Consider the following 15360-nt stretch of genomic DNA (forward strand, 5'->3'; position numbering starts at 1 on the left):
GACGGCCCGGCTTCTTGCCCCGGGGCAACAACGGCTCCAGGCGGGCCCACTGCGTATCCGTCAGATCTCCACGTGCCACGAAGCAAGATCATCTCACCTCAAGATCCGCTTTCGATACGCGCCCTAGCGGGGGGACCGATAGGCACCCCGATTGGAAGGCCGAAAGGGAGAGCCATTCCCAGCTTGCGTGTACCGGTGAAGGGACGGACACAGCGATCACCGCCGATCTGAATGACTGAAATTTCCCTGCACCCATCAAGGCGGTCCGCTCCGCTCCCCGGGCCGCCGTGCCCGTCTCCACCCCTCTCCCGGCCCGGTCCACCAGGCCTCATGCGAAGAGCTAGCAGCCAACCGACCTCAGAGATGAGGTGCGTTGTGGTTGGGGATCACTCCACGGCCTTAGCCACCTCCCCGGCCAAATCCGCTCCGCCGACCTCGCTTTTCAGACAGCAGGATTGGAAACTGCGCCACCTGGGAAAAATTCCTCTCTACCATCTCCGAGGCGGGGACGACAGTGAGGCAGGTCAGCACGTAGGTGCTGGTCATAGCCCATGAGGTTGGAGGGCTGCTTGACGGCGACACATCACTATTCAGGCGATGAGTGGGAGCAGTACTGCCTCCTGCTCGCCCGTCGGCACTACGGTGCGGACCAAGTCCAAGAGGTACCAGCCCGCCATGGAGGAGACCTCGGAATTGAGGCCTTCACTTTCTGTGGTCGAGCATTTCAGTGCTACGCACCCGTCGAGCCTCTTTCCACCGCAGAGCGATACGAGAAGCAACGAGACAAGCTTTCGACCGACCTGCGCAAACTCAGCACGAAGCAAAAGGAACTTCAACGCCTTCTTGGCGACGTAAAAATAGATACCTACATTTTCCTCGTCCCAATCTTCGACTCGGCCCAGTTAGTTCAGCATGCCAGCACCAAGTCGGAAGAAGTGCGGTCGAGGAACCTTCCGTTCATTACAGAAAATTTCAAGGTAACTGTCGCCACCGATGCAAACTACGCAAAAGAGCGAAGCGAAATCCTGGAAAGAGCGACTTCTCTGGTCGATGTTGTCCCCACCCCTCCAGGCGATGTCGACAGTTGGATGGAGGGAAATTCTCAACTAGCCGAGACTGCCCTCAATAAACTCGCCAAGTTGAGACTTTCCCCAAGTTCAGGTCGCACCTATCTAGAGCAACTAGTGAATCAATTCCTTGACTCTGAGAACGCACTGGATCGCCTGCGCGAGAAGTACCCGGATCAATGGGAGGCGGCGACGGGAAGTAGAGTACGAAAGGAAAGGAAACTAGTCCTTGAATACCCGCCCGGCAGTACCAACAGTGCGGCCGACGTGACGACCATCGTGAGATCGCTAAAAGACGAACTGTCTCGCCAAGTCCCCGCTCTTGATGATTCTTTCATTGACGCCATGTCGTGGGGAGCTATAGCGGATTGGCTCATGCGCTGCCCATTAGACTTCGAGTTTAGCGAGAGTGCTTCATGAGCGGTACCGCGGTTCTGGAACGAGCCTTCTCAGAAATCTCGAGCAATGTTGTCTTCACTCGTCGGCCCGACCCGATCCCCGGCGACCTTCGTACAGGCTGGAGGCTAGCTTCAGCCGTTCTAATCCTCCGACGGTGCCGAGCCAACACAGCGAATCTAGAGCAGATCCATGTCCTGACATGGGCATTGCGATCCACTCAAGGCCGCAAAGTGATCAAAGAGTGGTTTTCGGAACACCGTAAACCAAATGACCTCATCATTAGGCACGACCCATCAACAACCCGCACTATCAATATTACAGTCGCCGCAGGGCTAGCGAAGAGGAACGAGAACTCTTCCGTCTCCTTAACAGAAAAGGGGGAACGTCTCGCCACCCTACTATGGGCTAACAAACAGATTTTGGCACGAGAAAAGGATTTCCTTGCCACACTGCCAGCGCGCATCACGCAAAAATCGGTGAGCGATCTACTGGAGTGGAGTGCCTAGATGCTGAAGATCAGGAGACTCTCTCTTAACGTCCGCACCTCTGGACCCACATGTGGCACCAATCTGGAGTTCGGCCCTGGCCTAAACATCCTTCGAGCCGATAACTCCAGCGGTAAGTCAACATGCCTCCAATCCATAATCTACGGTCTAGGTCTCGAAGGGATGATGAGTCCCAGTCGTGACATCCCGCTTCCCCACGCCATGACCGATACTGTCGAAATTGACGGGCAAGAGTACGGCGTCGAAGAGTCGAGCGTCTCAATCGAAATTGAGAACGAGCAAGGGGAGATCCTGACAATCGGTCGCCCTGTGAAGAGCACCCGGTTCGACACAACGCTAATTAGGACACGCAGCGGACCAACGCTTTCAAATCCTGGAATTCCTTATACTCAGCGAGAGTATTTCGTTCGAAGGTCAGGATCAGCCAAGAGGGAAGCCGGCTTCCACTATGAGCTAGCTAAGTTTCTTGGTTGGGAACTCCCTAAGGTTACTCGCATGGACGGCAGCGAGGGAACCCTGTACCTCGAGTGCCTCTTCCCTTACTTCTTTGTTGAGCAAAAACACGGTTGGTCGGGGGTGCAAGCACGCATCCCGACGTACCTTGGAATTCAGGATGTCTCCAAGCGATCCGCCGAGTTCATACTGGATCTAGACGTAATGGACATGGTCCTGGAGTCCCAAAGGATCGAGTCCTCTATTTCGCTTATCGAAGCAGATTGGAAGAACGTAGATCGGAATATTTCAGATATCGCCAATCGCGCCGGAATCCTCGTAAAGGGTATCCCCAAGAAGCCTAACTCCGCCTGGCAGCGAGAAGACTTGGTATCCCTAGAAGTAGACCCTGGTTCCGGATGGGTTCCTCTCGATGAGGAAATTGATCGCCTAGCAGGTGAGCTAGAATCACAGGGGATTCAACGTATTACATCTGTCGGTGAAGTTGCTCCGGAGATAGAAGAAGCCTTGTCGCTCAATCAAGACAGGGCAACGCAACTTAGCATCGTGCTGTCCTCGGCGATTGAGGAATGGGAGCAGGCAAAAAGGCAGGCGCAGTCTCTGGAACTCCGCATCGAAGCGCTGGAAGAGGACTTGCGCAAGCATAAGGATGCGGCTCTACTGCAGCGACTCGGAGCTTCTGATAGTTATGGTCTCCCTGATGAGACCTGTCCGACCTGCGGCCAAAGTCTTCCCGACGGTTTCGAGATTACCGATTATCCACTGACTATCGAGGATAACATCTCGCACCTCGAGAAGGAGCTAACGACATTTCGCTCCATGCAACTGGATACCAATCGAGTTGCGGAAATCAGTCAAGTTAGAGTGTTCAGATTGCGCAAAGAGATGGAGGATTTGCGCACAACGATCCGCTCGCAAAAGGATGCCCTGATTAGCCCAAGCTCCCTCCCTGACGCCGCTAAGCTCACTCAACGAGTTAGAGCAGAGGAAAAGCTGAATGCACTACGTGGCGTCCGAGATTCCGTCGAATCATCGATGGATGAGCTTGATTCGCTCGCGGCCACTTGGCGCCAAAACAAGGAAGCGCTTGCTGCTCTCAGGCGTAGAGAGCTAACCACCTCGGACGAGCTTAAGATCCGCTCACTCAAGAACTCTCTGACTTCTCAGCTCGAAGTGTACGGGTTCCGCTCACTCGAACCTCGATCAATCGACATCTCCACGAAAACTTATCGCCCTAGTCATGAGGGATTTGATCTCGGGTTCGATCTATCAGCAAGTGACATGATTAGGGTGATTTGGTCTTACCTATTTTCCTTTATGGAGGTCTCGCGAGAGTTCCAAACGCATCACCCTCAACTCCTCATCTTTGATGAACCACGACAGCAGGAGGCTGCCCGGTTTAGCTTCCAACAGCTGTTGAAGCGGGCTGCCGAGAACGGTTCCGCTGGGAGCCAGGTCATCTTCGCGACAAGCGAGGAAGAGGACGACCTGACATCGATGCTCATGGGCCTGCCTCACCAGATGACGTCTGTACCGAGGGGGGAAAAGTTGATCAAACCTCGCATGACCTAGGCCGCACTCCCAGGACCCAGGAATTCAGACAAGAAGGTAAGGACCCGATGTGCCCTCGCTAGGAGGGGCACAGTCTGAGGCATGGGTGCAGGGGGGATTGCAGTCGCTAGCGGACTGGCAGGAATTCTGGCAGCTGCAGTGGGTGCCGGCGGAGCGATCTCGGCCGCCTGGGTAACTGGGACGCAAACAGTCCCTCGCGACCGTCTCTCAGTGGAGGCGCGAAGCTCATCGCCAGGCGTACGCAGGGTTTATAGGCGAGTTGACCGCTGCCGCCGACGGGACTCATGCCGCACGCCTCAACACATGGCGCCCCCCTGCCCCCGAGCGGCGCGGTCTCACTACTTCCCGGTACATGAGCGCGGAATTCTGTCTCCCGCCTTCCCCGTCCCCGCCTTCAACGCTCGTAGGGAGTCCGCAGGCACAGAAAAGTCATTCTCTGTATCCGGGTCCCAGAGCCAGATCTCACCATCAACTACGCCGAAGGCCGCGTACACCTTGAAGGGATCCACGTCCTGGGCATATGCCGGCAGCTCAGCCACCGGCCGTAAAGGCGTGACACAGACCGGTAGGGCCGTGACACCTTCGTACGTGGCCGGCACTCGGTTCCGGTGCCAGTCAGCGACTGCCTTCCGACCTGCCTCTCCTGGGCCTTGCGGCACTGTGACGAGCCAAGCCAGTCCGAGCGCCGCGACGGCGATCAATGCAAGGAGGGGAGAGAGGTACCGGTCCGCCATGCCTCTCAAGTAGTACACGGCGTAGCCCCAGGCAGCCAGGAAGCCCATAACCAGGGAACCCGACACTGCCAGGACCGACAGCGAGGCGACGGCCTTGTGGACCTGGGCCACTTGCATGTGCTCGGGAGCCACCCCGAAGGCCGCACCGTAGAAGGTGTATTGGACTGCCCCCATGTTCAGCGACCAGGGCAGAACGACAGGAAGCAGCGCGACGCCCGCGGCAATGAGGAGAGGGCGCCTTGCACCTGTCTGCGCCAGAAGCCGCACTCCGTGCGAGACCGGCACAACTCCGCAGACGAGCGCCACCGTACCGAGACCCGCAATCATGCCCACTACGACTAGCGCTCCGCAGGCCAACAGTGACACGAGCACGATCGCTGGGAACGAGGCAGACGCCTCGCTGCGGCGAAGAAGACCGAACAGCGCGGCACCGAAACCTAGAGCGACCAGGGACGCCGCCACGGCTTGCCACCACGACGTGGCCGCAGCGGCCCACCCCCCGCACAGACAGGCCCCAAAGAGGGACACCACCAACCACGTCTGAATCCGGCGCTGTACGCCAACGCGCAACCTCAGACGACTGTTATGCGCCGCCTCATCCCCACCATATGGGGCCCGCACTCTCGAGTTGACGTCGTGGCCATGAACCAGAGGGAGTGGCCCAACGAGGATCTCGCCAGTGTCATACACACCCCACTTACGGGCAAGGGTGTTCGCCCACCGGCGTCCTCTGCCCGAATCGATACGTGCGGGCACGTACCCATACCACTTGGGCAGCACCTCCCGTTGCCTTGGCCCAGGCTGGATGTGACGAACAGTCAGGTCGAAGCCTCCGGCGTCGGCGAGCCCTTCTACTTCCCGAATGGCCTCGCGCCCATCCCAGCGCTCCGGGCCAGGCCGAACGATGACACCTAACACGTATGTGCCAGCGTGGTCGTCCTGGTCATCAAGCGGGAAGTCTTCCTCCCGCGGGCAGGAGATCAGGATCCACCCCTTCGCCGTGAAACGACGCTCCAGTTCGTCCTTCTGCCAAGCTGCACCGCGCAATCTCACCGACACCTTGACTGTTCGTCCCTGCTGCTGCATACATGCCTTCCTGTCACCACTCGCTCACAGCCGTGCCCTCTGGCTTGTCTCTTCAGCAGCTGCGCGGTTCGCTCACGGTCAAGACATGAGCGCGGCTGGTCGCTACGTGCAGTGTTTCCGGCAAGGCTGCTGTCAGAGCCGTCACCAGAACTCGCAGCGCCTCCAGCTCCACATCCTCATCGCCCAGTGCTTCTTGTGCTTGCTCTAGCAGTTACTGACCTTCAACTCGTGGTGTCGTAGCTGCTGACAGGGCTTGATCCTCGCGGTACGCCGTTGTCGTGAGGTATGCGCAGGGTGGCGGGCTGACGGACGAGCGGCGGGAGTTCCGCGAGGGCCTTCGGCTGGTGGCAGCCGAGCGGTTCGCCGCAGGCGAGCCGAGCTCGGTGATCGCAAAGGATTTACGGGTCAGCGTCCGGTCGGTGCAACGCTGGCGGCGGGCCTTGGGCAAGGCCGGTGCGCGAGCCCTGCGCTCGGCCGGCTCGGCTTCGCCGCCGCGGTTGAGCGAAGCCCAGTTCGCCGTGCTTGAGGCCGAGTTGGCCAGGGGTCCGATGGCCCATGGCTGGCCGGATCAGCGGTGGACCCTGGCCCGGGTGAAGACCGTGATCGGCCGCCGGTTTCACAAGAGCTACACCGTCCAGGGCGTGCGGAAACTGCTGATCCGCCATGGTTTCTCGTGCCAGATTCCGGCCAGACGGGCCGTCGAGCGCGACGATGAGGCGATCACCGGCTGGGTGAAGGAGACCTGGCCGCTGGTGGAAGCACCGCGGCGGCGCTCGGCGCCTGGATCGTCTTCGAGGACGAGTCCAGCTTCTCGATGACGCCGCCGATCGCCCGCACGTGGGCCCGGCGGGGTCACACCCCCGTCATCCGGGTGCGCGGCCGATCCCGCCGCCGGGTCTCGATCGCCGCCCTGGCCTGCTACAAACCGGGCGAACGCTCCCGGCTGATCTACCGGCCCCGCCGAGACGACGGCCGGCGCGAGGGCCGAAAGAGTTTCGCCTGGACCGATTACCGCGACCTGCTGCAGGTCGCCCACACCCAGCTCGGTGGGCCGATCGTGCTCGTCTGGGACAATCTGAACGTCCATCTGGATGCCCGGCTCCGCTCCTGGACCAGCGCACGGGACTGGCTGACCGTGCACCAACTTCCCTCCTACGTGCCAGAGCTCAACCCCGTCGAGGGCATCTGGTCGCTGCTACGGCGCGGCTGGCTCAGCAACGTTGCCTTCACCACTCCCGAGCACCTCGTCCAGACCGTCCGGCGGGGCCTGCGCACGATCCAATACCGCAGCGACCTCATCGACGGATGCCTCGCCGAAACCGGCCTATCCCTCACCGAGACGACACCACGAGTTGAACGTCAGTAGGCCGCCATCACGAGCTGTACCCTCTCGACGCTGTCTGCCAAGCGGGACATGTGGCCGTCGCTTTCGTCGGTTCTGAGGTAGCAGGGCAGCAGCGCACGACTACGGTCCCCAGCCGTTTGTTGCGCCACCGCGCACCCCGACCCCGACATCCAGTTGCGTCCTGTTGATCGAGCTCCTGAAGGAGATGTCAACGCCTCGGCGCCTGCCACTGCCTGTCTCGGCGCGCACCCCAACAGTCGCCAAGATCACCAACTCCCGGCCCTCACCGCCCCGTACAGATCCAGTCCGACCCCCACCGGGGGCACCAGTTCAGAAGGGGTCCACTTCCGGATTTTCGGAGGTGGACCCCTTCTGACATCCAGATCTGACATCAACGGCAGCGGTCACTGACGACCGGGACGCCGCTTCCTGAGCAGCCTGGCGGGCGTCGTGCAGCCGGATCACGCGGCTGCCGGCCGACTCGGCGACGCGGGTGAAGGAGCGGTAGACGTTCCGCGGCTCGACCTGGCGGCCGGTGCGGGTGGTGCGGGTGGTGCGGGTGGTGAAGACGTATCCCGACTCGTGCCACTGCTCCCCCGCCTTGGCGCGTGCTGCGGATTGCCGCATCCGGTGCCAGCGCAGTGGTGCGATGCAGAGCGCGGGCAGCGGGACGACGCGACGGCGGCGGCTCTTGGGGTCGTCGTCGTACAGGACGCCACGGCGTCACTGAGTCTGCCGGCAGACGTAGAGGACGCGGTTTTCAAGGCCCGCGCACAGCGCGGGCGCGCGCCGCCTCTGCGGCGGGGGCGCTCAGGCTTGGAGCCTGCACCTGATCGGCGTCCGGACGCCCGTTGGCGCCGCCTTGAACTGCGGCGCCAGATCGGTTTGTTGCTGCCATGTGGAGCGCACGGGCCCTACACGGCTGGGCAGGTACCGCCAATGGCGGAGAAGAGGGGTGGGAAACCCTTCTGCGTGGCCACCATGTTGAGGAGACTGACGAGGCCGGCGGCCGTTTGGCCCGCCTCGTCGACACCGGGAGCCATTATGGTCATCGACTGCCAGGGGCGGCCGTTGTAGCGGAAGCAGAACGGGATCGGGAACAACTGGACGCCGACGGCGGCCTCGACCGCGTTCGCCAGCGAGAGAGTCGCGACGGCGGTGTGGCCCGTCGTCAGGTTGTGCTCCTCCGCGGCAGTTATCCCGTCCTGCTCCGCCGCGAGTTCCTGGGCTACCTGAATCCCGTCCTCCGGACACCAGGCACCCCAAGCCGGTGACAATTCAGCGGAATCCACGACGAGTTCGTCGAGCGTGGGCGTCAGGCCGGTATCCTCTCCCATGACAGCTCTCCTTTGTGCGATAGGCCATCACCTGGCACTTCACGATACTTCCGTAGGTTCCGGACGCGTGCAAACGGGCACCGGGTTGCAGCCCTAAGGAGGCTGCGACACCCTTGAAGTGAGGCTGGTTGGCCCGGATCCCGCGCCGCCCGCGGGTAGCGCTTTCGCTCCCCTTTCTTCTCTTTCTGTCGCACCGCGCCGTGACCGACCAGTGTGTTCCAGCCTTCCGTGTGGAGATGACATCATGGCCACAGTCTCGGTTAGCTCGCTGACGTTTAACGTGACCGTGCAACCGGTCACCGGCACCAATTCCACGGGTCTCGGGAGTTCCTTCAACGTCGGGAGCCTGGCACCAGTGACGGATACGCCGCTCGCCAGTCCCGGTGCGGCGCTCACCGTCGATATCGAGGCCCAGAACACCAAAGGTGAGGCCAACACGCTGACGGCCACCGTGACCGACCCTTCCGGGAGTAACGGCTTCTTCGGGCAGGGCACGATCACCTGGAACGAGGGGGATGAAGGCATCGCCTGGATCGAGTTCACCGGGTTCCCGACCCAGGCCGACCAGGTGACACCGACCGGCGAATGCGAGCTCTCCCTCCAGACCTCTGGCGCAGACATCTCCGTACGCCTGTTTACCGTGTAACGGATGTCTTAGACAGGAGAAACGAGCTGGAGGCGGAACGAGGGTGCGGCGGCACCGTCAGCCTCGCCGTTTCGGTTGAAATTGCCGTTGACCCTCTGTACAAGAATGTTGCGCAGTCCCTCTCCCAGGCCAGCTAGAAGCGTCAGAGAGCATGATCCCGACGGCAGTGCCTAGTGTTCACTCGCGGCTGTCCTCACAGACCATCTCCCGCCTTACTGAAGCCGACCCCATACAGGGATCTAGCTGTCAGTAAGGCTGATGTTTGTCCCGCCGGTCATGGCCACGGTCGAAGCCAGGCGCGGAGCCTCTGCGCAAGGCTCCTTCCCCATGCCACAGCCGTGCCAGAACGAGCGGGGAGCCACGGGGAGCGGCAGGCGCCGACAGGACGTGAAACCCCATGTCCGCCAAAGTGTTCCTTCCGCAGTTCAGCCGCCAGGTCGCTCAACCTCGCTCCTATAGCGGATGTCGGCGCTGCCGCCCTTGGCGCCGGGTCCCGGCACGGGTTCCCGGCAATCGCCGAGCTCGCCGACCCGCAGCCCGCCTATGCGAACCACTCCACAGGCACCAGGCCCAGCCAAAGCATGGAGGGAGCTCAGGCCCCTAGGAGTGATCACTAAGAAGGCTCTCCGCTCAAGTGTCGGAACATTTCGCGGCCCCCACCCCACGCCCGCAGGCAATAATCGAGACATGGCCTCACCGCCCAACTTCTCCGAGCTCCGCCGAGCCAAGTTCGCCCGGCGGCTACCCGCCGAGCTCGCGACACTCGACGGTCCCGCCCACGGGATCGTGAGCCTGCCGCTGCACCTGGCCTGGTCCGGGCTGACTGAGTTCGACCTCGACCAGCCGCGCCTGCGCATGAGCTGCTACCGCATCGTCCTGGCCGAGGGCCTCCACGACGACCTGATCCAGTACCTCAACCAGGAGCTGCTCGTCAGCCTGTGGCCCACCCTGCGCACCCTGATCAGCCGGGACCTGCGCGACGTCTGGGAATCCGCCTTCCCCGAGCTGGCCCCGAGCACCCAGGCTGTTGCGTGAACCTGACCGAACTCCACCGCCGCCTGCTCACCGACGTACTCGCCGTGGGCACCCCCTACCCCCTCGCCCTCACCGGCGGCTACGCCGTCCGGGCCCACGGCCTGGTCGACCGCCTCAGCCAGGACCTCGATGTCGCCACCGAGAACCCTGAGGGGATGGAGAAGATCGCCGCCACGGTCCGAGCCGGGTTGGAGGAAAGGGGCTGGCGGGTGCGGGCGTTGGAGACGGATCCTCTCTCCGCACGACTCATCGTCACCGACCCGAACACCGGCGAAGAGTGCGAGGTCGACGTCCTCAAGGAAGCCCTCTGGCGTCCACCCGTGCAGACCGATTACGGCCTTGTCCTCTCCCTCGAAGACGTGGTCGGCACCAAAGTCCGAGCACTGTCCGACCGTGGCCTTGCCCGCGACCTCATCGACGTCCGCGCCGCGGCAGACCGCTGGAGCCACCCCGAGCTCGAGGAACTCGGCCGACGCCACGCCCGCGACACCTTCGGCATCAAAGGCCCTGGACCAATCATGGTCCGGGGCCTTTGACATCTCCTTAACTGGCCCTTGCCACAAGGTCCGTCAGGAGCCCGCTCCGTCGCCCTCGCCGTCGGCTCGCCAGGGGTTGCGGTAGTCGCAGGCCACTGCCATCAATCCGCTTCCCACGAGTAGTTCGAGCACCCAGCGAGATCAACGCCGCTCGGGAACGCCCGGCGATGCGCGCAGTCGAGTCCTCGCTGCGTACCCCGGCGTTCGCGCAGCTCGTGCACCGTCGTGTACGGCGGCAGGTTCGCCTGCCCCCGGACCGAGCGAGATCGGCGGAGCGAAAATCCCTGAGTGTGCCTCCGGTGTTCGCTGTACGTTGTAGAGGCGCGCCGGAGGGACGGCGTCGCGCAGGCGGGCGACCGCGGCGCGGCATCGGCACTGCTACGAGGTCGAGGAAGGGCCAGAGGCTGTGATCACCGAAGCGCGCGTTCCCATTGCTGTGGTGCTTCGGGGCCCGGCGCATGTGCACCCCATGTGCACTGCGTCAGCGGGCCCGGTGAGTATCCCCGGCTCAGATCCCGTTTCGAGGTCTACCCACCGTGTTCCTGACGATCAGTACCACCGGCACCCCTGAACGCCCCGCGACCGACCTCGGGTTTCTGCTGCACAAGCATCCCGACAACGCGCAGCGTTTCTCCACCTCGCACGGCACGGCGCATGTCCTCTACCCAGAGGCGACCGTCGAGCGCTGCACCGCGGCGCTGCTGCTCGAGGTGGACCCCGTGGCGCTCGTGCGCCGCGGCAAGGGCAAGGGGCGCGGCGGTGCGGCCGACGCGGCACTCGCGCAGTACGTCAACGACCGGCCGTACGCCGCGTCCTCGCTGCTCTCCGTCGCGATGAGCACGGTCTTCAAGAGCGCGCTGCGCGGGGTGTGCAACGCCCGTCCCGAACGGGCCGCGGCCCCCATGCCGTTGCGTATCGAGGTGCCCGCGCTGCCCGCGCGCGGCGGCGCCGATCTGGTGCACAAGCTGTTCGGGCCGCTGGGCTGGGACAGTGTGAGCGCCGAACCGGTCGCGCTCGACGAGCAGTTCCCCGAGTGGGGCGACTCGCGCTACGTACGCCTTGTCCTGGAGGGCGAGTTGCGGCTCGCCGACGCGCTGCGGCAGCTGTACGTACTGCTGCCGGTCCTCGACGACGCCAAGCACTACTGGGTCGCACCCGACGAGGTCGACAAGCTGCTGCGGGCGGGCGAGGGCTGGCTGGCCGAGCACCCCGAGCAGAAGCTGATCACCAGCCGTTATCTGTCGCGCCGCTGGGGTCTGACCCGGCAGGCGATGGAGGCCCTTGAGCTGGTGCGGCTCGCGGAGGCCGACGACAGCGAGGTCGAGGAGATCGACAACGCGGTCGACGAGACGACGGACACCGAGGAGAAGCCGGTGCCGCTCGCGGTCCAGCGGCGCACGGCGATCGTCGAGGCGCTGCGTGCCGCCGGGGCGGGTCGTGTGCTCGATCTCGGCTGCGGGCAGGGGCAGTTGGTGCATGAGCTCCTGAAGGACGTGCGGTTCACCGAGATCGTCGGCGTCGATGTCTCCGTGCGGGCGCTGACCATCGCCGCGCGCCGGCTGCGCATCGAGCGGATGGGCGAGCGCCAGGCGGACCGTGTGCAGCTGATGCAGGGCTCGCTCGCCTACACCGACAAGCGGCTCAAGGGGTACGACGCCGCCGTGCTGAGCGAGGTGATCGAGCACCTCGACCTGCCTCGTCTCCCCGCCCTGGAGTACGCCGTGTTCGGCTCCGCCAGGCCGCGGACCGTGCTCGTGACCACGCCCAACGTCGAGTACAACGTCCGCTGGGAGACGCTCCCCGCCGGGCATGTGCGCCACGGCGACCACCGCTTCGAGTGGACGCGCGAGGAGTTCCGCGCCTGGGCGGACGAGGTCGCCGGACGGCACGGCTACGACGTGGAGTTCGTCCCCGTCGGGCCCGACGACCCCGAGGTGGGGCCGCCCACGCAGATGGCCGTGTTCACGATGGTCGCCGACGACGGCAAGACGGACAACCACAACAAGCCGACCGCGAAGGAGGCGAAGGCCGCATGACCAGTACCGAAACCAGCACGGGTGCCACCAGCACGCGCACTCTCCCGGTGACCGACCTCTCCCTCGTGGTCCTCGTCGGCGCCACCGGATCGGGCAAGTCCACGTTCGCCCGGCAGCAGTTCAAGGCGACCGAGGTGATCTCCTCCGACTTCTGCCGCGGGCTCGTCGCCGACGACGAGAACGACCAGAGCGCGAGCGGGGACGCCTTCGACGTGCTCCACTACATCGCCGGGAAGCGCCTCGCCGCCGGACGGCTCACTGTCGTCGACGCGACCAATGTGCAGGCCGAGAGCCGCAAGCAGCTCGTCCAGCTGGCCCGCCAGTACGACGTACTGCCCATCGCGATCGTCCTCGACCTGCCCGAGGACGTCTGCGCCGAGCGCAACGCCGCGCGCCCCGACCGGGCCGGCATGCCCCGCCACGTCATCTCGCGCCACCGCCGCGAACTGCGCCGCTCGCTGCGCGGTCTGGAGCGCGAGGGCTTCCGGAAGGTGCATGTGCTGCGCAGTGTGGCGGAGGTGGAGAGCGCCGAAGTCGTCCTGGAGAAGCGCTACAACGACCTCACCCACCTCACCGGTCCCTTCGACATCATCGGCGACATCCACGGCTGCCGCTCCGAGTTGGAGACCCTGCTCACCAAGCTGGGATACGTCGACGGAGCGCACCCCGATGGCCGCACGGCGGTCTTCGTCGGCGACCTCGTCGACCGCGGCCCCGACAGTCCGGGCGTGCTGCGCCGCGTCATGGCGATGGTCGCCGCCGGCAACGCCCTGTGCGTGCCCGGCAACCACGAGAACAAGCTCGGCCGCTACCTCAAGGGCCGGAACGTCCAGCACACCCACGGCCTCGCCGAGACCATCGAGCAGTTGGAGAAGGAGGACGCCAAGGACCCGGAATTCCGGGAGCGGGTACGGGAGTTCATCGACGGGCTCGTCAGCCACTACGTCCTCGACGGCGGGAAGCTCGTCGTCTGCCACGCCGGCCTGCCCGAGAAGTACCACGGCCGCACCTCGGGCCGGGTCCGCTCACACGCCCTGTACGGGGACACCACGGGTGAGACCGACGAGTTCGGCCTGCCCGTGCGCTACCCGTGGGCCGAGGAGTACCGGGGCCGGGCGACGGTCGTCTACGGCCACACGCCCGTGCCGAACACCAGCTGGATCAACAACACCATCTGCCTGGACACCGGCGCCGTCTTCGGCGGCAGGATGACCGCGCTGCGCTGGCCCGAGCGTGAACTCGTCGACGTACCGGCCGAGCAGGTCTGGTACGAGCCCACCCGCCCCCTGGCCACCGAGGCACCCGGCGGCCACGAAGGGCGCCCGCTCGACCTCGCGGACGTCAGCGGCCGCCGGACCGTGGAGACCCGGCACTCCGGCCGCGTCGCCGTGCGCGAGGAGAACGCCGCGGCCGCCCTGGAGGTCATGAGCCGCTTCGCGGTGGACCCCCGGCTGCTCACCTACCTCCCGCCCACCATGGCCCCGACCGCGACCTCCCAGGTGGAGGGCTACCTGGAGCACCCGGCCGAGGCCTTCGCCCAGTACAAGGCGGACGGTGTCGCGAAGGTCGTGTGCGAGGAGAAGCACATGGGCTCGCGAGCGGTCGCCCTGGTCTGCCGCGACGCGGACGTGGCGCGCGAACGCTTCGGCGCCGAGGGCCCGACCGGCGCGCTCCACACCCGCACCGGACGCCCCTTCTTCGACGATGCGTCGGTGACCGAGGAGATCCTCGGCCGCCTGCGCGCCGCCGTCACCGAGGCCGGGCTCTGGGAGGAGCTCGACACCGACTGGCTGCTGCTCGACGCCGAGCTGATGCCCTGGTCCCTCAAGGCGTCCGGCCTGCTGCGCAAGCAGTACGCCGCCGTGGGCGCCGCGTCCCGCGCCGTCTTCCCCGGTGCCATCGCCGCCCTGGAGGCGACCGCGGCCCGCGGCATCGACGTCACGGACCTGCTCGCCAAGCAGCACGGACGGGCCACCGACGCGGCCGCGTTCACCGAGGCCTACCGCCGCTACTGCTGGCCCACGGACGGCCTGGACGGCGTACGCATCGCGCCGTTCCAGGTGCTCGCCGCCCAGGGCCGCTCCCTGGCGGCCGTGCCGCACGACGAGCAGCTGGCCTGGCTCGACCGGCTCGTCGAGCACGACCCGACGGGCCTGCTCCAGACCACCCGCCGCCTCGTCGTCGACACCGGCGACGAGGCGTCCGTCCAGTCGGGCATCGACTGGTGGCTGGAGATGACCAGCCGCGGCGGCGAAGGCATGGTCGTCAAGCCGCTCCAGGCGCTCGTACGCGACGGGAAGGGCCGGCTTGCCCAGCCCGGCATCAAGGTGCGCGGCCGCGAGTACCTGCGGATCATCTACGGTCCCGAGTACACCCGCCCGGACAACCTCGACCGGCTGCGCCAGCGCTTCCTCAACCACAAGCGCTCGCTCGCCCTGCGCGAGTACGCCCTCGGCCTGGAGGCCCTGGACCGGCTCGCCGACGGGGAGCCGCTGTGGCGCGTCCACGAGGCGGTCTTCGCCGTCCTCGCCCTGGAGTCGGAGCCGGTCGACCCGAGGCTGTGAGGGTCCGCCCTTCAACGGCGCTGATGGCGGCGGCACTTATCGTG

The 15360-nt window shown here is 64.7% G+C and carries 10 protein-coding genes and 2 pseudogenes; 9 read left to right on the forward strand and 3 right to left on the reverse strand.

Annotated elements, in window-relative coordinates; translation table 11 throughout:
- Positions 1 to 569: 569 nt before the first annotated feature.
- Positions 570 to 1487 carry a hypothetical protein gene (locus E2651_RS13140; RefSeq protein ID WP_135331274.1) on the forward strand — a complete coding sequence of 306 codons (918 nt, stop codon included), beginning with the start codon at positions 570 to 572 and terminating at the stop codon, positions 1485 to 1487.
- A 485-nt stretch (positions 1488 to 1972) separates the two neighbouring features.
- On the forward strand, positions 1973 to 3997 hold the full coding sequence (locus E2651_RS13145; protein WP_135331275.1) for an ATP-binding protein: 2025 nt from the start codon (positions 1973 to 1975) through the stop codon (positions 3995 to 3997).
- 338 nt (positions 3998 to 4335) lie between these two features.
- Here the strand turns inward: E2651_RS13145 and E2651_RS13150 are convergent, their stop codons facing one another.
- Positions 4336 to 5817, reverse strand: coding sequence for a hypothetical protein (locus E2651_RS13150; RefSeq protein ID WP_135331276.1), 1482 nt, complete (start codon positions 5815 to 5817; stop codon positions 4336 to 4338).
- Positions 5818 to 6095: 278 nt separating this feature from the next.
- Between E2651_RS13150 and E2651_RS13155 the strand changes: the two genes are divergently transcribed.
- Positions 6096 to 6635, forward strand: coding sequence for a winged helix-turn-helix domain-containing protein (locus E2651_RS13155; protein WP_135331277.1), 540 nt, complete (start codon positions 6096 to 6098; stop codon positions 6633 to 6635).
- The gene (locus tag E2651_RS13160) at positions 6632 to 7183 is read left to right on the forward strand and encodes a transposase (RefSeq protein WP_245238786.1); all 552 of its coding nucleotides are present in this window, start codon (positions 6632 to 6634) and stop codon (positions 7181 to 7183) included. Before E2651_RS13155 ends, E2651_RS13160 begins: the two co-directional genes overlap by 4 nt.
- A gap of 420 nt (positions 7184 to 7603) precedes the next feature.
- Here the strand turns inward: E2651_RS13160 and E2651_RS13165 are convergent.
- Both E2651_RS13165 and E2651_RS13170 read right to left on the reverse strand, forming a co-directional pair.
- Positions 7604 to 7927, reverse strand: a pseudogene (locus E2651_RS13165) (site-specific integrase); the annotation flags it as partial.
- 149 nt (positions 7928 to 8076) lie between these two features.
- Entirely contained in the window at positions 8077 to 8499 is a 423-nt protein-coding gene (locus E2651_RS13170; protein WP_135331279.1) for a hypothetical protein, read from the reverse strand.
- Between the two features lie 244 nt (positions 8500 to 8743).
- Between E2651_RS13170 and E2651_RS13175 the strand changes: the two genes are divergently transcribed.
- The 5 genes and pseudogenes from E2651_RS13175 to E2651_RS13195 all read left to right on the forward strand — a co-directional run bounded on the left by E2651_RS13175 (position 8744) and on the right by E2651_RS13195 (position 15316).
- The gene (locus E2651_RS13175; RefSeq protein WP_135331280.1) at positions 8744 to 9145 is read left to right on the forward strand and encodes a hypothetical protein; all 402 of its coding nucleotides are present in this window, start codon (positions 8744 to 8746) and stop codon (positions 9143 to 9145) included.
- Between the two features lie 687 nt (positions 9146 to 9832).
- Positions 9833 to 10180 (forward strand): transcriptional regulator, encoded by a 348-nt coding sequence (locus E2651_RS13180; protein ID WP_135331281.1) that lies wholly within the window; start codon positions 9833 to 9835, stop codon positions 10178 to 10180.
- Positions 10177 to 10674: pseudogene (locus tag E2651_RS13185) on the forward strand (nucleotidyl transferase AbiEii/AbiGii toxin family protein); the annotation flags it as partial. The gene E2651_RS13180 and the pseudogene E2651_RS13185, both read left to right, overlap by 4 nt.
- Before the next feature lie 578 nt (positions 10675 to 11252).
- Complete coding sequence (locus E2651_RS13190; RefSeq protein WP_135331283.1) at positions 11253 to 12752, forward strand: 3' terminal RNA ribose 2'-O-methyltransferase Hen1; 1500 nt, start codon at positions 11253 to 11255, stop codon at positions 12750 to 12752.
- The gene (locus E2651_RS13195) at positions 12749 to 15316 is read left to right on the forward strand and encodes a polynucleotide kinase-phosphatase (RefSeq protein ID WP_135331284.1); all 2568 of its coding nucleotides are present in this window, start codon (positions 12749 to 12751) and stop codon (positions 15314 to 15316) included. The genes E2651_RS13190 and E2651_RS13195 overlap by 4 nt, the downstream gene beginning before the upstream one ends.
- The last annotated feature ends 44 nt before the right edge of the window (positions 15317 to 15360 follow it).

It is taken from the genome of Streptomyces sp. MZ04, assembly GCF_004684775.1.
In the GTDB taxonomy this organism is placed as follows: Bacteria; Actinomycetota; Actinomycetes; order Streptomycetales; family Streptomycetaceae; genus Streptomyces.

Excerpts from the sequence above, each read along its gene's own strand:
- E2651_RS13150 (WP_135331276.1), bottom strand. The coding sequence starts at position 5,817 with ATGCAGCAGCAGGGACGAACAGTCAAGGTGTCGGTGAGATTGCGCGGT.
- E2651_RS13170 (WP_135331279.1), bottom strand. The coding sequence starts at position 8,499 with ATGGGAGAGGATACCGGCCTGACGCCCACGCTCGACGAACTCGTCGTG.
- E2651_RS13180 (WP_135331281.1), top strand. The coding sequence starts at position 9,833 with ATGGCCTCACCGCCCAACTTCTCCGAGCTCCGCCGAGCCAAGTTCGCC.
- E2651_RS13145 (WP_135331275.1), top strand. The coding sequence starts at position 1,973 with ATGCTGAAGATCAGGAGACTCTCTCTTAACGTCCGCACCTCTGGACCC.
- E2651_RS13160 (WP_245238786.1), top strand. The coding sequence starts at position 6,632 with ATGACGCCGCCGATCGCCCGCACGTGGGCCCGGCGGGGTCACACCCCC.
- E2651_RS13195 (WP_135331284.1), top strand. The coding sequence starts at position 12,749 with ATGACCAGTACCGAAACCAGCACGGGTGCCACCAGCACGCGCACTCTC.
- E2651_RS13175 (WP_135331280.1), top strand. The coding sequence starts at position 8,744 with ATGGCCACAGTCTCGGTTAGCTCGCTGACGTTTAACGTGACCGTGCAA.